Source organism: Burkholderia sp. LFS061 (assembly GCF_047978125.1).
GTDB classification, from domain to species: domain Bacteria; phylum Pseudomonadota; class Gammaproteobacteria; order Burkholderiales; family Burkholderiaceae; genus Burkholderia; species Burkholderia pyrrocinia_C.
The window spans coordinates 67,353-83,737 of record NZ_JBFPFS010000014.1; the positions used below are offsets into that span (position 1 = coordinate 67,353).

The window sequence follows — 16,385 nt, forward strand, 5'->3', positions numbered from 1 at the left end:
AGATCACGATGAAGCACACGGCAACCCTGAAACTCGCATTCGCACTCGCGTGCGCAATCGGCTCCGGCGCGGCGCTCGCCGATACGCAGACGCTGCGCTTCGGCCTCGAGGCGCAATACCCGCCGTTCGAATCGAAAGCGCCGAACGGCGACCTGCAGGGCTTCGACATCGACGTCGGCAATGCCGTCTGCCAGACGGCGAAGCTGTCGTGCAAATGGGTCGAGACGTCGTTCGACGGCCTGATTCCCGCGCTGAAGGGCCGCAAGTTCGACGCGATCAACTCGGCGATGAACGCGACCGAGCAGCGGCGCCAGGCGATCGACTTCACGACGATCATCTATCGCGTGCCGACCCAGCTGATCGCGCGCACCGGCAGCGGCCTGCTGCCGACGCCCGAATCGCTGAAGGGCAAGCGCGTCGGCGTGCTGCAGGCGTCGATCCAGGAAACCTTCGCGAAGGCGCACTGGGAACCGGCCGGCGTCGCGGTCGTCGCGTACCAGGACCAGAACCAGGCGTACGCGGACCTCGTGGCGGGCCGCCTCGATGCGACACTGGTGCTCGCACCGTCCGGCCAGCGCGGTTTCCTGTCGCGCCCGGACGGCAAGGGCTTCTCGTTCGTCGGCCAGCCCGTGCACGACGACCGGATCCTCGGCAGCGGCATCGCATTCGGCCTGCGCAAGGGCGACGACGCGCTGAAGGCGAAGCTCGACGCGGCGATCGACAAGCTGAAGGCGGACGGCACGGTGAAGTCGCTCGGCCTGAAGTATTTCGGCGATATCGACATCTCGACGAAGTAAGCGGGGCCGCGCGCGATGCAGAACCCGAACCCGGCCGCCGCGGGCGGCGAACAGGGCGGCGCGCCATTGTCGGACGATGCGCTCGACGCCATGCTCGTCGCCGAACTGGGCGACGCGCTCGTCACGCGCGCGGCCGACATCGATCCGCGTTACTTCACCGCGTACAACGAGCCGGCCGGCGTGCGGCCGCGTGCGCTGGTGCGCCCGCGCAGCGTCGACGACGTGTCGCGCACGCTCGCGCTATGCACGCGGCTCGGCCAGCCGGTCGTGCCGCAAGGCGGGCTGACGGGGCTCGCGCGCGGCGCGGTCGCGCTCGGCGGCGAGGTCGTGTTGTCGATGGAACGCTTCGCGGGCATCGAAGCGCTCGACGCGGCGGCCGGCACGATGACCGTGCGCGCCGGGACGCCGCTGCAGACGGTGCAGGAAGCTGCGGAAGCAGCGGGCTTCACGTTCGGCGTCGATCTCGGTGCGCGCGGCTCGTGCCAGATCGGCGGCATGCTCGCGACCAATGCGGGCGGCACGCGCGCGATCCGTTACGGGATGATGCGCGAGCAGGTGCTCGGGCTCGAGGCCGTGCTCGCGGACGGCACGGTCGTGTCGTCGATGAACCGCATGCTGAAGAACAACGCGGGCTACGACCTGAAGCAGTTGTTCATCGGCAGCGAGGGGACGCTCGGCGTCGTCACGCGCGCCGTGCTGCGGCTGCACCCGTTGCTCGCCGCGCCGGCCACCGCGCTCTGCCGCGTGCGCGATTACGACGCGGTGGTCGGCTTGTGGAACCGAATGCGCACGCTGCCGGAGGTCGTCAGCTTCGAGGCGATGTGGCCGGCGTTCTACGACTACGTCGCACGTCACACGCCGGGCGTCGCCGCGCCGTTCGCAGGTGACGGCGGTTTCGCGGTGCTGATCGAGTGCGCGACGAGCGCGCCGGGCGGCGATGCGCATCAAGCGCTGGAAACCGGCCTCGCGGCGGGGATCGACGCAGGGCTCGTGGACGATGCGGTGCTCGCGACGTCGGAGCGGCAGGCGCGCGACCTGTGGACGCTGCGCGAAGGCCTCGCGATCGATGCGCTGCCGCAGCTCGTCAACTTCGACGTGAGTTTGCCGACGGGCGAGCTCGGCGCGTTCGCCGAACGCTGCGAGGCGGCGCTGCGCTCGCGCTGGCCGGCGCTCACGTGCCTGTTCTTCGGCCACGTCGGCGACGGCAACGTGCATATCGGCGTGTCGTTGGCCGGGATGACCGACGCGGACGCCGACGCGCTCGATCACTGCGTGTACGCGGTGGTGCGGGACATGGGCGGCTCGGTGTCGGCCGAGCACGGGATCGGGGCGCTCAAGCGTCCTTATCTCGCGCACACGCGCAGCGACGCGGAAATCGGGCTGATGCGGCGCCTGAAGGCCGCGCTGGACCCGCGTGGCATCCTGAATCCCGGCAAGGTGCTTTGACAGGGGCGATTCCCGTTGTCAGCGGGAATCGGCCTTCGTGACTTGTCAGCCGTCCACCCAGCGCAGCGCGCCGATCTTCAGGTGTTCGACGACGCTGCGCGCCCAGTCGAGCTCCGCATTGAGCAGCACGAGCGCGTGTTCGTTCTGCAGCAGGAACAGGCGCGGCACCTGGTCGGCCTGCGCGGCGTTGCGCAGCGCTTCCAGGCGCTCGCGCTCGGCGTCGAGCCGGGCAATCCGGAGTTCGAGCTGGTGCCGTGCATCTTCGGCATCGAGCAGCGGCAGGAACGCGAGGCCGGCGCCGAACACCGGATATTCGCGCGCGGGTTCCGCGAGCAGCGCATGCAGCCACGTTTGGCCCGCCGTGTGCCCGGCCTCGGTCAGCGCATACAGCGTGCGCTCGGGGAAAGCGCCGTCGCGCTCGGTGTCGTGCACGGCGATCAGCCCGTCGCGCAGCAGCCGGTCGATCGTCTGGTAGAGGCTCGTGCGCTGCCGCACGTTGACGACTTCGTCGTACCCGCGGGCCTTCAGTTGCTGCAGCATCCCGTATGGATGCATCGGCGTTTCGGTGAGCGTCGCGAGGACGGCCAGTGCGAGCGGGGACGGGCGGCTCGGTGACATGAATAGTTATGCTATGTCTAGTAAGAATATAACTATTTTCAATCAGACTATCTTATTTCACAAGGGTTTCAGCCGAGGTGCGAGCGCTTCGCGGCCGGCGCGACGGTTTCCATCGTCGCGAGACCATGCACGATTCCGCAATCCTCGACCGAATGTTCGCCAACGCATTGGCGGCGCAATTCGGTGAGCTGGTCGCGCAGATGCGTGAGTTCCGCGAGGCGCGCGTCGACGTGTCCGATGTGGTCGTCGAGCAGCGAATTGATCGAATCGCAGCGGTCGGCCGGCGTGTCGGTGAGCCGCAGCAGCGCGCGGATCTCGTCGTGCGCCATGTCGAGCGCGCGGCAGTTGCGGATGAAGCGCAGCCGTTCGACGTGCACGTCGGTGTAGTTGCGGTAGTTCGCGTCGGTGCGCTCTGCGTCCGGCATCAGCCCCTCTTTTTCGTAGAAACGGATCGTTTCGGGGGTGCAGCGGGCCGCTTTGGCCAGTTCGCCAATCTTCATGCCTTTCTCCCGTGTAAGGGTTGACCTTGTAGTGGCTTCAGGGTGTTAACTCTACACCGTCAAGCCATAAAGGAGGTTGTCATGACCGACGCCCAGCGTACCCACGACCCACGACACCGCCATGCCGGCGGCGCCGACACGTGCTGCGTCGACGCGCGCGACACGCACGCGGCGACCGTTGCCGACGCGGCGCCGGCGGCCGGCGAGCACGCGCATGGCGACGCCGCATCGCGCGGCCGCGACCATGATCACGGCCGCAGCGGCGGTGAGGGGCACGATCACGACCATGCACACGGCGACACACATCGGCACGGTGCCGCGTGCTCGCACGACGATGCTGCGCACGGCGATGCGGGCCACGATCATGCACATGGCGACGCGCATGTACACGGCGCGGCGTGCTCGCACGACCACGCCGCGCACGACGATGCCGACCACGACCACGACCACGACCACGACCACGACCACGACCACGACCACGACCACGACCATGCGGCCGGCGACTGCTGCGCGCCGGCTGCGTTGACGCTCGCACCGCTGCCGGTCGCGCAGGCGACCGCGTCGGGCCACGTGCGCTCCGTGTTCCGGATCATGCAGATGGACTGCCCGACCGAGGAAACGCTGATCCGCAAGAAGCTCGGCGGGATGAGCGAAGTATCGGCGCTCGAATTCAACCTGATGCAGCGGATGCTGACCGTCGAGCACGTGCCGGACGCCCAGCCGGCGATCGAAAGCGCGATCCGCACGCTTGGGATGACGCCCGAGGCCGCAGCGGCCGGCGCGCCGTCAGCGCGTGTCGCCGACGTGCCCGCGAAGCCTTGGTGGCCGCTGGCGCTGGCGGGCGTCGCCGCGATCGCGTCCGAGGGGGCGACCTGGGCCGGCTCGCCGGTGTGGCTGTCGGCGGCGCTCGCGCTCGCGGCGGTGCTCGCGTGCGGGCTCACCACGTACAAGAAAGGCTGGATCGCGATTCGCAACGGCAACCTGAACATCAACGCGCTGATGAGCATCGCGGTGACGGGCGCGATGGCGATCGGCCAGTGGCCGGAAGCCGCGATGGTGATGGTGCTGTTCACGATCGCCGAGCTGATCGAGGCGAAGTCGCTCGACCGCGCGCGCAATGCGATCCAGGGCCTGATGCAGCTCGCGCCGGACACCGCGACCGTGCAGGATGCCGACGGATCGTGGCGCATGATCGAGGCCGCGCAGGTCGCGCTCGGCGCGGTCGTGCGCGTGAAGCCGGGCGAGCGGATCGGGCTGGACGGCGAAGTCGTCGCGGGCCGCTCGACGGTCAACCAGGCGCCGATCACCGGCGAGAGCCTGCCTGTCGAAAAGACGGCCGGCGATGCCGTATACGCAGGCACGATCAACGAAGCGGGTTCGTTCGAATACCGCGTGACGGCCGTCGCTGCCAACTCGACGCTCGCGCGGATCATCCACGCGGTCGAGGAGGCGCAGGGCGCGAAGGCGCCGACGCAGCGCTTCGTCGACCAGTTCGCGCGCGTCTACACGCCGATCGTATTCGCGGTCGCGCTGCTGGTCGCGGTGGTGCCGCCGCTCGTGATGGGCGGCGCGTGGCACGACTGGATCTACCGCGCGCTGGTGCTGCTCGTGATCGCGTGCCCGTGCGCACTGGTGATCTCGACGCCGGTGACGATCGTGTCGGGGCTCGCGGCCGCGGCGCGGCGCGGGATTCTCGTGAAGGGCGGCGTCTATCTGGAAGAAGGGCGCAAGCTCGCGTGGCTCGCGCTCGACAAGACCGGCACGATCACGCACGGCAAGCCGGTGCAGACCGACTTCGACGCGCATGCGACCGCCGTCGATGCCGAGCGTATCCGGCACCTCGGCGCGAGCCTCGCCGCGCGCTCGGATCACCCGGTGTCGCAGGCGATCGCAGCCGCGGCGCGCGACGCCGGAACGGCGGCGTTCGCCGATGTGCAGGACTTCGAAGCGCTGGTCGGGCGCGGCGTGCGCGGCACGATCGACGGCGCGCGCTACTGGCTCGGCAACCATCGGCTCGTCGAGGAACTCGAGCGCTGCTCGCCGGCCCTCGAAACGAAGCTCGATGCGCTCGAGCGGCAGGGCAAGAGCGTCGTGGTGCTGGTCGACGACGCGCGCGTGCTCGGCATCTTCGCGGTGGCCGACACGATCAAGGACACGAGCCGCGACGCGATCGCGGATCTGCACGCGCTCGGCATCCGCACCGCGATGCTGACGGGCGACAACCCGCACACTGCGCAAGCCATCGCACAGCAGGCCGGCATCGACGACGCGCGCGGCAACCAGCTGCCCGAAGACAAGCTCGCGGCGGTCGAGGAACTGTCGGCTGGCGGCGCGGGCGCGGTCGGGATGGTCGGCGACGGGATCAACGACGCACCGGCGCTCGCGCGTGCCGACATTGGTTTCGCGATGGGCGCGATGGGCACCGACACGGCGATCGAGACGGCCGACGTCGCGCTGATGGACGACGACCTGCGCAAGATTCCCGCGTTCGTGCGGCTGTCGCGCGCGACGCACCGCGTGCTGGTGCAGAACATCGGTTTCGCGCTCGGCGTGAAGATCGTGTTCCTCGGCCTCACGGTCGCGGGGCTCGGCACGATGTGGATGGCGGTATTCGCGGACGCGGGCGCGAGCCTGATCGTCGTCGCCAACGGCTTGCGGCTGCTGTCGTCCTCAGGGGCGTTCGGCGGCGCGCAGGCCACGCGTTGAGGAGCGTGCGATGAGTTTTCTGAAACGGATCCTGGGTGGGCACGGCAGCGGGCACAGCAACAGCAGTAGCGGTGGCGGCGGCGGCGGCGGGCATCACGGCGGGCAGCGCCGGGACGGGCACGGCGGCCACGATGCGCACGGTCGCGATCGTCACGGCTGGGGCTGGCAGGCGCCGGCCGATGGTCAAGTCGGCCAAGGCGGCAACATGCCGCTGAGCCAGCTCGCCTGCGCGGGCTGCGGCGCGCTCAACGCGGCGGATGCGCGTTTCTGCGCGCAGTGCGGCGCGTCGCAGCGCGCCAAGGCTTGCAGCCGCTGTCACGCGGCGCTGGCCGCCGACGCGCGCTTCTGCCCGGGCTGCGGGACGCAGGCCGGCTGACGCGCAATCGCCGGCCTGGTTGCCGGCATCGGAACCGCCAACGACGGCATGGCGCCCGCAACGGACATCGCCTTGGAACAGCGCGCCGGCTCGCGCCGGCGCACGGGCCCTTCGATCAGCGCAGCGGCAGGTAAATCTCGGTGCGCAGGTCGGCCGGCGCCGCGTCCATCGGCGTGTTGAGGTACAGCTCGAACGGCGGCGCGTCGGCGGCCTCGCGGCCCGAGTGACGCAGCCAGTCGCCGTAGAGCCACTGGTAGGCCGTCTTCAGGTCCGCATACGGCCCCGTATGCAGCAGCACCGCGTATTCGCCGCCCGCTACCGTCGCACGTTCGACGGGCGGCACGGGCTCGACGTCCGGCGTGCCGTCGGCCGGCATGAAGCAGGCCTTCGCGCGCAGCTGCGCTTCCGGTGTCGTGTCCGGATCGTCGTAGAAAATCCCGATCATCTTCGCGCCCGGGGCGATCAGCCCGTGTTGCCCGGCCCATGCGCCGATTCGCGCGAACGCGTCGCCGACCTTCAGGTACGCGCCGGTGTGCGCCACCGCGTAGCCGCGCAGTTCCGGCAGGCGCCGGATCTCGACTTCATGCTTGAACATGTCTTCCTCTCCTCTCTGTAGCGGATAGATGGGCCGGTGGACGCCCGTGCGCCGGTGCTGCGCGGGCGGCACGCCGTATGCGTCGCGAAACGCCCGCGCGAACGCGTGCGTCGAACCGTAGCCCGCGCGCCGCGCGATCTCGTCGATGGGCCGCGCCGTGCAGACGAGATCCTCGGACGCGCGCACGATCCGCATCCGCCGCACCGTCAGCACGATCGACTCGCCGTACAGCGCGCGGTAGACGCGCTGCCAGTGATACGGCGACAGGCACGCGACTTCGGCGAGCCGGTTCAGGTCGAGCGGGCCGTCGAGGTGCGCGCGGATGTATTCGTGGACGCGCGCCACGCTGGCCGCATAGCGGACCCACGCGGGTTTGTCGGTTTTCGTTTCGACTGTCATCGGCGTGTCCGGGCAAGAACCGAAGCCACGGTAGCATGGCCCGAATGGATAAATCTTGCGGAAATGCGTAGCGGCCGACAAATCCGCCCCTTTTTATTTGCCGAAATGGGGTCTTGTCCCCCTGCGATCTATGACTAAAGTTAAAGACGGTGAAATCGGGTGAAGGCGTCATTTTTCTCGGGTAAGTTGCTCAAGCGGCAACGCACACCATTCGAAGTACGCAGGTAGTTCGTCGATGTTCAATCGCAACGCCACGTTTTTCGGGAGAACAAGAAATGGATGCTTCCAGCTTCATCACGTCGCTGCAGACCACGCTAGGCGGATATCTGCCGAAGATCGCCGGCGCGATCGGCATCCTGGTGATCGGCTGGCTGATCGCGGTGGTGGCGCGGGCCGGCGCGCTGCGCCTGCTCAGCGCGCTGAAGGTCGATCAGCGGATCAACGAAAGCACCGGCCAGGGCGCGTACGTCGAGCGGATCATCGCCGGCGGCCTGTTCTGGCTCGTGCTGCTCGTCACCGCGGTGGGCATCTTCAACGTGCTCAACCTGTACGCGGTTTCAAATCCGTTCTCGCTGCTCGTCACGCACATCGTCAACTACCTGCCGAACCTGATCGGCGGCGCGGCGCTGACGCTGATCGCGTGGCTCATCGCGTCGCTGCTGCGCAGCCTCGCGAACCGCGCGCTGAAGGCGAGCAAGATCGACGACAAGCTGTCCGAAGGCGCGGGCATGCAGCCGATGAGCGGTTATCTCGGCGACGTGCTGTTCTGGCTCGTGATCCTGATGTTCCTGCCGGCGATCCTCGCGTCGTTCGCGCTGTCGGGGCTGCTGTCGCCGGTGCAGGGGATGGTCGACAAACTGCTCGCGATCGTGCCGAACCTGTTCGCGGCCGCGGTGATCGGCTTCGTCGGCTGGGTCGTCGCGCGCGTGCTGCGCGGCCTCGTGACGAACCTGCTCGTCGCCGCCGGCGCCGACCGCCTCACGCAGCGTCTCGACAGCCCGACGCCGGTGCGCGTGTCGAGCCTGATCGGCACGATCGTCTACGTGTTCGTGTTCGTGCCGACGCTGATCTCCGCGCTCGACGCGCTGAAGATCGACGCGATCTCGGGCCCCGCGACCAACATGCTGAACCAGTTCCTCGGCGCGGTGCCGGACATCGTCGCGGCGATCGTGATCGTGCTCGTCACGTTCTATTTCGCGCGCTTCGTCGCGTCGCTCGCGCAGAAGCTGCTGGAAGCCGCCGGCGCCGACGGGCTGCCGGCCGTGCTCGGCGTCGAACGCGTGTTCTCGGGGATCCTGCAGCCGTCGGTGCTGGTCGCGCGGCTGATCGTGTTTTTCGCGATGCTGTTCGCGTCGGTCGAAGCCGCGAACCGGCTCGGCTTCTCGCAGGTGCGCGACGTCGTCACGCTGTTCATCGAATTCGGCGGCCATGTGCTGATGGGCGGCGTGATCCTCGTGATCGGCGTGTGGCTCGCGGGCCTCGCGCGCCGCGTGATCGAGCAGGCCGATCGCGAGCACAGCGTGCTGTTCGCGCGCATCGCGCAATTCGCGATCCTCGGCCTCGTGTTCGCGATGGGGCTGCGCGCGATGGGCATCGCGAACGAGATCGTGCAGCTCGCGTTCGGCCTCGTGCTCGGCGCGATCGCGGTGGCCGTCGCGCTGTCGTTCGGCCTCGGCGGCCGCGAAGCGGCCGGCAAACTGCTCGACCGCTGGTTCAACCAGCGCAGCGGCCAGTAAGCCGGCCGCGCGCATCCGTCCGGCCGCTTCGCGCGGCCGGCGGCGGTGGCCGCAGGGGGCGGTCAGGCGTGCGCGCCCGGTGCATCGGAGCGCTTCGCGCGGCCGGGCTCGGCGTTTCCGTCAGCGAAATGTCAGCCGCGATCTTTGCCGAATTTCGATAACACGTCGTTTAATGACTCTCTAGCATCGATTCTCAGTCGCGCAGGCCGTCAGGCCCGGCGCATTTGAGGAGAGAGTCCGATGAAAGCAGAGTCGAATGGCCGGCCCGCCGCCGGCGCCAAGTCGTCCGGCCAGCCCGCGCTGCAGCAGACGCTCGGGACCTGGCAACTGTGGGGCATCGCGGTCGGCCTCGTGATTTCCGGCGAATACTTCGGCTGGAGCTACGGCTGGGCGAGCGCCGGGACGCTGGGCTTCGTCGTCACCGCGCTGTTCGTCGCGGCGATGTACACGACCTTCATTTTCAGCTTCACCGAGCTGACGACGTCGATCCCGCACGCGGGCGGCCCGTTCGCGTATGCGCGCCGTGCATTCGGCCCGACGGGCGGTTATCTCGCCGGCGCCGCGACGCTCGTCGAGTTCGTGTTCGCGCCACCCGCGATCGCGCTCGCGATCGGCGCATACCTGCACGTGCAGTTTCCGGGGCTCGAACCGAAACACGCGGCGATGGGCGCGTATCTCGTGTTCATGGCGCTGAACATCGTCGGCGTGCAGATCGCCGCGACGTTCGAACTCGTCGTCACGCTGCTCGCGATCTTCGAGTTGCTGGTGTTCATGGGCGTCGTGTCGCCGGGCTTCACGTGGAGCAACTTCATGAAGGGCGGCTGGTCGGGCGCCGATCATTTCAGCGTCGGCGCATTCCACGGGATGTTCGCGGCGATCCCGTTCGCGATCTGGTTCTTCCTCGCGATCGAGGGCGTCGCGATGGCCGCCGAGGAAGCGAAGAACCCGAAGCGCTCGATTCCGATCGCCTACGTGGCCGGGATCCTGACCCTCGTCGCGCTCGCGATCGGCGTGATGGTGTTCGCCGGCGGCGCGGGCGACTGGACCAAGCTCGCGAACATCAACGACCCGCTGCCGCAGGCGATGAAGTACATCGTCGGCGCCAACAGCGGCTGGATGCACATGCTCGTGTGGCTCGGCCTGTTCGGGCTCGTCGCGTCGTTCCACGGGATCATCCTCGGCTATTCGCGCCAGATCTTCGCGCTGGCCCGCGAAGGCTACCTGCCGGAGTGGCTCGGGAAGGTGCATCCGCGCTTCAAGACCCCGCATCGCGCGATCCTCGCGGGCGGCGTGGTCGGCATCGCGGCGATCTACAGCGACGAGCTGATCCAGTTCGGCGGCCAGACGCTGACCGCGAACATCGTGACGATGTCGGTATTCGGTGCGATCGTGATGTATATCGTGAGCATGGCGTCGCTGTTCAAGCTGCGCCGCTCGCAGCCGAACATGGCGCGGCCGTTCCGCGCGCCGCTGTACCCGATCTTCCCGGCATTCGCGATTCTTGCGGCGCTCGTCTGTCTCGGCACGATGGTGTACTTCAACGGGCTGGTCGCGCTGGTGTTCGTCGGCTTCCTCGCGGTGGGCTACGCGTACTTCCTCGCGACCCGTTCGCAGCGCGCGAGCGCGCCCGGCGAAGCGCTGCTGGAGGAGTGAGCATGACGAAGGTGAACGGCCGTTCCTGACGGCATCCGGCGCGCCCCGTCGAACGGGCGCGCCGTCGGCTTTTGGCAAGGAAGGAGACTCGCACGATGTCCTACACGGAGACGATCGGTCCGCGCACGTACCGCTTCGCGGACCTGAAGATGCTGCTCGCGAAGGCGAGCCCGCTGCGTTCCGGCGACCAGCTCGCCGGCGTCGCGGCGGCGAGCGAGGAGGAGCGCGTCGCCGCGAAGATCGCGCTCGCGGGCGTGCCGCTGAAGGCGTTCCTGAACGAAGCGGTGATCCCGTATGAAGACGACGAGGTCACGCGCCTGATCGTCGACGATCACGACGCTGCCGCGTTCGCGGAAATCTCGCATCTCACCGTCGGCGATTTCCGCAACTGGCTGCTGTCGCCCGCGGCCGACGGCGCGGCGCTCGAACGGATCGCGCCGGGCCTCACGCCGGAGATGGTCGCGGCCGTGTCGAAGCTGATGCGCAACCAGGACCTGATCGCGGCCGCGCGCAAGCGCCGCGTGGTCACGCGCTTTCGCAACACGGTCGGGCTGGCCGGCCGGATGTCGGTTCGGCTGCAGCCGAACCACCCGACCGACGACGTGAAGGGGATCGCCGCGTCGATGCTCGACGGGCTGATGTACGGCTGCGGCGACGCGATGATCGGCATCAACCCGGCGACCGACAGCCTCGCGGCGATCGTGAAGCTGCTCGCGATGATCGACGGGTTCCGAGAACGCTACGGCGTGCCGACGCAGTCGTGCGTGCTCACGCACGTGACCAACACGATCGCGGCGATCGAGAAGGGCGCGCCGGTCGATCTCGTATTCCAGTCGATCGCGGGCACCGAGAAGGCGAACGCGAGTTTCGGGATCTCGCTCGCGCTGCTCGGCGAGGCGCGCGAGGCCGCGCTGTCGCTGAAGCGCGGCACCGTCGGCAACAATCTCATGTACTTCGAGACGGGCCAGGGCAGCGCGTTGTCGGCGAACGCGCATCACGGCGTCGACCAGCAGACCTGCGAAGTGCGCGCGTATGCGGTTGCGCGCAAGTTCGAGCCGTTCCTCGTGAACACGGTGGTCGGTTTCATCGGGCCCGAATACCTGTACGACGGCAAGCAGATCATCCGCGCGGGGCTCGAGGATCACTTCTGCGGCAAGCTGCTCGGCGTGCCGATGGGCTGCGACATCTGCTACACGAACCACGCGGAAGCCGACCAGGACGACATGGATACCTTGCTGACGCTGCTCGGCGCGGCCGGCATCAACTTCATCATGGGGATTCCGGGCGCGGACGACGTGATGCTGAACTACCAGAGCACGTCGTTTCACGACCAGCTCTACGTGCGCGAGGTGCTCGGCCTGCGCCGCGCGCCGGAGTTCGAGGAGTGGCTGGAGACGATGGAGATCGCCGATGCGCACGGCGCGCTGCGCGCCGCGTCGGCCCGCGTGCCGCTCCTGGCCGGCGCGAACGATTGGATGGGGTTGTCAGCATGAGCGATGCCGTCGAAAAGAATCCGTGGGGCCAGTTGAAGTCGTTCACGAACGCGCGAATCGCGCTCGGCCGCGCGGGCAACAGCCTGCCGACCGCGCCGCTGCTGGCTTTCAACCTGTCGCATGCGCAGGCGCGCGACGCCGTGCACCAGCCGCTCGACGCGGACGCGCTGCGGCGCGAGATCGAGGCGGCCGGCCTGCTGCCGACGCTCGGCGTGCAGAGCGCCGCGCCGGACCGCGACCACTATCTGCGCCGGCCCGATCTCGGTCGCAAGCTTTCCGATGACAGCCGCGGGCTGCTGGCCGGTTACGGCGCTGCGCTCGACGATGCGCCCGACGTCGTGTTCGTGGTCGGCGACGGGCTGTCGGCGTTCGCGGCCGCGAAGCAGGCGCTGCCGCTGCTGCAGGCCGTGCGCCCAAGGCTCGACGCGGACGGCTGGCGGATCGGCCCGGTGGTGGTCGCAAAGCAGGCGCGCGTCGCGCTCGGCGACGAGATCGGCGAGCTGCTGCGCGCGAAGGTCGTCGCGATGCTGATCGGCGAACGGCCGGGGCTCAGCTCGCCGGACAGCCTCGGCGTGTACCTGACGTGGGCGCCGAAGGTCGGCTGCCACGACGCGCTGCGCAACTGCATCTCGAACGTGCGGCCCGAAGGGCTGCCGCACGCGGCCGCCGCGCACAAGCTCCATTACCTGATGACGCAGGCGCGCAGGCTCCAGCTGACGGGCGTCGGGCTGAAGGACGACAGCGACGCGCTGCTGCCGCCGGCGCAAGCGGAGCGGATCGGCGCGGTGTGACAGCGCGCTGCGCGACTGCGTGCGGGGCGGCTACCTGAACAACCGCTCGCACAGAAAATCGACGAACACGCGCAGCTTCGGCGACAACTGCCGGCTCGACGGCCACACGATCGAGAACTGCCCCGGCGCGATCCGGTAGTCGTCGAGCACGGTCACGAGCGCGCCGTGTTCGAGCGCGTCGCGCGCGAGGAAATCGGGCATGTAGCCGATGCCGAGCCCCGCGAGCACGGTGCCGCGCAGCGCTTCCATGTTGTTGCAGGTCATTGCGGTGCGCAGCTTCAGCGGCGTGCCGTCGTCGGCCGCGAGCGCCCAGTCCTGCAGCTTGCCGGTGGTCGGGAAGCAGTAGCGCACGCATTCGTGCGCTTCGAGATCGCGCGGCGTGTGCGGCGTGCCGGCCTGCGCGAGATACGCGGGCGTCGCGCACAGCACGAATGCGAACGGGCCGAGCCGCCGCGACATCAGGCTCGAATCCGACAGCGGGCCGCTGCGGATCACCGCGTCGAAGCCGCCTTCGACGACGTCGACCATCCGGTCGTTGAAGTCGAGATCGAGCTCGACGTCCGGATAGCGCTGCCGGAACTCGGGCAGCACCGGCAGCAGGAAGCGGTAGCCGATCACCGGCAGGCTCACGCGCAGCTTGCCGCGCGGGCGCTGCGCCGATGCCGTCACGGTCGCTTCCGCATCGCGGAAATCCTCGAGGATCCGCTGGCAGCGTTCGTAGAAGTGCCGCCCCTCTTCAGTCAGCGTGACGCGCCGCGTCGTGCGGTTGAACAGGCGCACGCCGAGCGACTGCTCGAGTTTCGCGATCGTCTTGCCGACCGCCGACGCCGAGATGCCGAGCGCGCGGCCGGCCGCGACGAAGCTCAGCGCTTCGGCGGTGCGGACGAAGGCGACGATGCCGGTCAGGTTTTCCATCGAATCTAGGTGCGTGCGCCAACGGGCGCGGCTCAGGGAATTGCGGAATTCTAGTTCGTTATATCCGGAACTTCGCATGGTTTTTCGCGGATTGAATCGGATTTATCTTCTGTCGCTCTGGCGGCGCATCCGCGCCGGCGTTTCGAGGAGCGATGATGGATCACCCGTTTTCAGCCGTATCGGCAGTTTCGGCGCGCCGGCGCGCATGGGTGCTGGCCGCCGTCTGCATGGCCGCCGTCGCGCTGCCGCTGTCGTTTTCGGGCGGCGCGGTCGCGACGCCGGCGATCGGCCGCGACCTGCATGGCGGCACGGTCGCGATGAACTGGATCACCAACGCGTTCATGCTCGCGTTCGGCAGTTTCCTGATGGCGGCCGGCGCGCTGGCCGACCAGTTCGGCCGCAAGCGGCTGTTCGCGATCGGCGTCGGCGGTTTCACGCTGATGTCGGTTGCGCTCGCGTTCGCGCCGTCGATGCTCGCGGTCGACCTGCTGCGCGCCGCGCAAGGGCTCGCGGCGGCCGCGGCGCTCGCGGGCGGCACGGCCGCGCTCGTGCAGGAGTTCGACGGCGCGGCGCGCACGCGCGCGTTCAGCCTGCTCGGCACGACCTTCGGCATCGGGCTCGCGTTCGGGCCCGTGCTGGCCGGCGGCCTGATCGGCCACTACGGCTGGCGCGCGATCTTCGTCACGAGCGCGGTGGCCGGCGTGCTGTCGCTCGCATTCGGGCTGCCGCGCATGCGCGAGTCGCGCGACCCGCATGCGACGGGGCTCGACTGGCCCGGCACGGCCTCGTTCACGGCCGCGCTGACGCTGTTCACGTTCGGCGTGATCGAGGCGCCCGCGCGCGGCTGGACGAGCGCGCTCGTGGTCGTGCTGCTGGCCGGCGCGGCGCTCGGCGCATGCGCGTTCGTGACGATCGAGACGCGCGTCGCGCGGCCGATGCTCGACCTGTCGCTGTTCCGTATCGCGCGTTTCGTCGGCGTGCAGGTGCTGCCGGTGTCGACCTGCTGCTGCTACATCGTGCTGCTCGTCGTGCTGCCGCTGCGCTTCATCGGCATCGACGGCTTCAGCGAGATCGACGCCGGCTGGCTGATGCTCGCGATCTCCGCGCCGATGCTCGTCGTGCCGTTCGCCGCCGCGACGCTCACGCGCTGGCTGTCGGCCGGCGTGATCTCGGCGCTCGGGCTGGTGGTCGCGGCGGGCGGGCTCGTGTGGCTGGGTGTCGCGCTGCGCGGCGGCGCGGGGACGGCGGCGATCGGGCCGATGCTGGCGATCGGGGTTGGCGCCGGGATGCCGTGGGGGCTGATGGACGGGCTGTCGGTGAGCGTCGTGCCGAAGGAGCGCGCGGGGATGGCGACGGGGATCTTCAGCACGACGCGCGTGGCCGGCGAGGGGATCGCGCTTGCGATCGTCGGCGCGGTGCTGGCCGCGCTCGCGCAGACGGGGCTGCGGCAGGCGGCCGGTGCCGCCGGCACGCCCGGCGCGACGCTGCGTGCGGCCGCGCGGCTCGCGACCGGCGACCTCGCTGGCGCGGCCGCTGCGTTGCCGGGCATCGGTCATGCGGCGCTGCTCGGGAGCTATACGCATGCGTTCGACCGGTTGCTGACCGGGCTGGCCGTCGTCACGGTGCTGTGCGCGGTGGTGGTGTTCGTGTTTCTCGGCGGGCGGCCGGCGGCTGAAGCGGGCGACGACGCGGACGGGCATGCGCCAGCCGACGCGCCGGCGCGCAGCCGGATCGAACCGGCCTGTGCGGAGACGCATGGGCGTTGAGCGTTGCGTCGTCGAGCATGGGCGTTCAGGTAATGGCAGCCGGAGCGCCGGCGCATTTCGTCATGAGCGCATCCGCACGCTGACGATCCGCCCATCGCATCACACCAGCACGAGCGGCGGCAGCGCCGCATCCGTGCGCGCCTGCGCGTGCCCCACCTCGATCACCACATAGCGCCGCGCGTCGGGCCACAGATGCGCGCGGCTTTCCGCATCCTCGTCGATCGTCGCGCGGCCCTGCACGAGCCAGGTCGTCCGGCGCACGAAATCGACGAACAGCAGCGCGATGGCCGGATTCACGAGCAGGTTGCCGATCGTGTTGAACAGGTTGTTGCCCGCGAAGTCGGGCAGCACGAGCGTGCGGCGGTCGGGGATGTCGACGAGCGGCTCGAACGCGCCGTCGGCGCGCGGCTGGCGGCCGCGGTACGAGCAGTCGCTGTCGCCCGCCGCATCGGCGGTCGCGACGATCAGGAACACCTGCTCGCGGATGAACGCGACAGCGTCGTCGGTCAGGGGGCCGGAGTCGCTCATGGTGTCGGCCGGCGCGAACGCCGCTGCGTGTGAACGGGATGCGCGATTCGCACGCAAGTGACATGC

The 16,385-nt window shown here is 69.2% G+C and carries 14 protein-coding genes; 9 read left to right on the plus strand and 5 right to left on the minus strand.

Going from position 1 to position 16,385, the window contains the following annotated elements:
- Positions 1–8: 8 nt before the first annotated feature.
- Positions 9–797 (plus strand): ABC transporter substrate-binding protein, encoded by a 789-nt coding sequence (locus ACNQQL_RS15305; protein ID WP_034183849.1) that lies wholly within the window; start codon positions 9–11, stop codon positions 795–797.
- 15 nt (positions 798–812) lie between these two features.
- Entirely contained in the window at positions 813–2,243 is a 1,431-nt protein-coding gene (locus ACNQQL_RS15310; RefSeq protein WP_347064590.1) for an FAD-binding oxidoreductase, read from the plus strand.
- Between the two features lie 45 nt (positions 2,244–2,288).
- Here ACNQQL_RS15310 and ACNQQL_RS15315 read toward each other — a convergent pair whose 3' ends face one another.
- Both ACNQQL_RS15315 and cadR read right to left on the minus strand, forming a co-directional pair.
- Positions 2,289–2,861 (minus strand): PadR family transcriptional regulator, encoded by a 573-nt coding sequence (locus ACNQQL_RS15315; RefSeq protein WP_347064591.1) that lies wholly within the window; start codon positions 2,859–2,861, stop codon positions 2,289–2,291.
- 68 nt (positions 2,862–2,929) lie between these two features.
- Positions 2,930–3,361: a Cd(II)/Pb(II)-responsive transcriptional regulator gene (gene cadR / locus ACNQQL_RS15320; protein WP_034183852.1), complete on the minus strand. Its 432-nt coding sequence runs from the start codon at positions 3,359–3,361 to the stop codon at positions 2,930–2,932.
- 81 nt (positions 3,362–3,442) lie between these two features.
- Between cadR and ACNQQL_RS15325 the strand changes: the two genes are divergently transcribed.
- Both ACNQQL_RS15325 and ACNQQL_RS15330 read left to right on the plus strand, forming a co-directional pair.
- Entirely contained in the window at positions 3,443–6,067 is a 2,625-nt protein-coding gene (locus tag ACNQQL_RS15325; protein ID WP_347064592.1) for a heavy metal translocating P-type ATPase, read from the plus strand.
- A 10-nt stretch (positions 6,068–6,077) separates the two neighbouring features.
- Positions 6,078–6,443: a zinc ribbon domain-containing protein gene (locus ACNQQL_RS15330; RefSeq protein ID WP_347064593.1), complete on the plus strand. Its 366-nt coding sequence runs from the start codon at positions 6,078–6,080 to the stop codon at positions 6,441–6,443.
- Positions 6,444–6,558: 115 nt separating this feature from the next.
- Here the strand turns inward: ACNQQL_RS15330 and ACNQQL_RS15335 are convergent, their stop codons facing one another.
- The gene (locus tag ACNQQL_RS15335; protein ID WP_347064594.1) at positions 6,559–7,437 is read right to left on the minus strand and encodes an AraC family transcriptional regulator; all 879 of its coding nucleotides are present in this window, start codon (positions 7,435–7,437) and stop codon (positions 6,559–6,561) included.
- Positions 7,438–7,712: 275 nt separating this feature from the next.
- Between ACNQQL_RS15335 and ACNQQL_RS15340 the strand changes: the two genes are divergently transcribed.
- The 4 genes from ACNQQL_RS15340 (at position 7,713) to eutC (ending at position 13,110) form a co-directional block, all read left to right on the plus strand.
- Positions 7,713–9,173: a mechanosensitive ion channel gene (locus tag ACNQQL_RS15340; protein WP_204425309.1), complete on the plus strand. Its 1,461-nt coding sequence runs from the start codon at positions 7,713–7,715 to the stop codon at positions 9,171–9,173.
- Between the two features lie 240 nt (positions 9,174–9,413).
- Positions 9,414–10,826 carry an ethanolamine permease gene (gene eat, locus ACNQQL_RS15345; RefSeq protein ID WP_347064595.1) on the plus strand — a complete coding sequence of 471 codons (1,413 nt, stop codon included), beginning with the start codon at positions 9,414–9,416 and terminating at the stop codon, positions 10,824–10,826.
- A 95-nt stretch (positions 10,827–10,921) separates the two neighbouring features.
- Positions 10,922–12,319 (plus strand): ethanolamine ammonia-lyase subunit EutB, encoded by a 1,398-nt coding sequence (locus tag ACNQQL_RS15350; protein ID WP_347064596.1) that lies wholly within the window; start codon positions 10,922–10,924, stop codon positions 12,317–12,319.
- Entirely contained in the window at positions 12,316–13,110 is a 795-nt protein-coding gene (gene eutC / locus ACNQQL_RS15355) for an ethanolamine ammonia-lyase subunit EutC (RefSeq protein ID WP_347064597.1), read from the plus strand. Before ACNQQL_RS15350 ends, eutC begins: the two co-directional genes overlap by 4 nt.
- A 30-nt stretch (positions 13,111–13,140) precedes the next feature.
- On the opposite strand, the gene ACNQQL_RS15360 is transcribed toward eutC, so the two are convergent.
- Entirely contained in the window at positions 13,141–14,025 is an 885-nt protein-coding gene (locus tag ACNQQL_RS15360) for a LysR family transcriptional regulator (protein WP_034183984.1), read from the minus strand.
- 155 nt (positions 14,026–14,180) lie between these two features.
- Between ACNQQL_RS15360 and ACNQQL_RS15365 the strand changes: the two genes are divergently transcribed.
- Positions 14,181–15,791, plus strand: a complete 1,611-nt coding sequence (locus tag ACNQQL_RS15365) for an MFS transporter (protein WP_347064598.1) — start codon at positions 14,181–14,183, stop codon at positions 15,789–15,791.
- Between the two features lie 99 nt (positions 15,792–15,890).
- On the opposite strand, the gene ACNQQL_RS15370 is transcribed toward ACNQQL_RS15365, so the two are convergent.
- A complete protein-coding gene (locus ACNQQL_RS15370) occupies positions 15,891–16,319 on the minus strand; it encodes a pyridoxamine 5'-phosphate oxidase family protein (RefSeq protein ID WP_347064599.1) in 429 nt (142 codons plus the stop codon).
- Positions 16,320–16,385 lie beyond the last annotated feature (66 nt).

Bases quoted from the DNA above. Each gene is read 5' to 3' on its own strand.
- ACNQQL_RS15370 (WP_347064599.1), bottom strand. From the start codon at position 16,319: ATGAGCGACTCCGGCCCCCTGACCGACGACGCTGTCGCGTTCATCCGC.
- ACNQQL_RS15305 (WP_034183849.1), top strand. From the start codon at position 9: ATGAAGCACACGGCAACCCTGAAACTCGCATTCGCACTCGCGTGCGCA.
- ACNQQL_RS15350 (WP_347064596.1), top strand. From the start codon at position 10,922: ATGTCCTACACGGAGACGATCGGTCCGCGCACGTACCGCTTCGCGGAC.
- cadR (WP_034183852.1), bottom strand. From the start codon at position 3,361: ATGAAGATTGGCGAACTGGCCAAAGCGGCCCGCTGCACCCCCGAAACG.
- ACNQQL_RS15325 (WP_347064592.1), top strand. From the start codon at position 3,443: ATGACCGACGCCCAGCGTACCCACGACCCACGACACCGCCATGCCGGC.
- ACNQQL_RS15335 (WP_347064594.1), bottom strand. From the start codon at position 7,437: ATGACAGTCGAAACGAAAACCGACAAACCCGCGTGGGTCCGCTATGCG.
- eutC (WP_347064597.1), top strand. From the start codon at position 12,316: ATGAGCGATGCCGTCGAAAAGAATCCGTGGGGCCAGTTGAAGTCGTTC.
- ACNQQL_RS15310 (WP_347064590.1), top strand. From the start codon at position 813: ATGCAGAACCCGAACCCGGCCGCCGCGGGCGGCGAACAGGGCGGCGCG.
- eat (WP_347064595.1), top strand. From the start codon at position 9,414: ATGAAAGCAGAGTCGAATGGCCGGCCCGCCGCCGGCGCCAAGTCGTCC.
- ACNQQL_RS15315 (WP_347064591.1), bottom strand. From the start codon at position 2,861: ATGTCACCGAGCCGCCCGTCCCCGCTCGCACTGGCCGTCCTCGCGACG.
- ACNQQL_RS15365 (WP_347064598.1), top strand. From the start codon at position 14,181: ATGGATCACCCGTTTTCAGCCGTATCGGCAGTTTCGGCGCGCCGGCGC.
- ACNQQL_RS15360 (WP_034183984.1), bottom strand. From the start codon at position 14,025: ATGGAAAACCTGACCGGCATCGTCGCCTTCGTCCGCACCGCCGAAGCG.
- ACNQQL_RS15340 (WP_204425309.1), top strand. From the start codon at position 7,713: ATGGATGCTTCCAGCTTCATCACGTCGCTGCAGACCACGCTAGGCGGA.
- ACNQQL_RS15330 (WP_347064593.1), top strand. From the start codon at position 6,078: ATGAGTTTTCTGAAACGGATCCTGGGTGGGCACGGCAGCGGGCACAGC.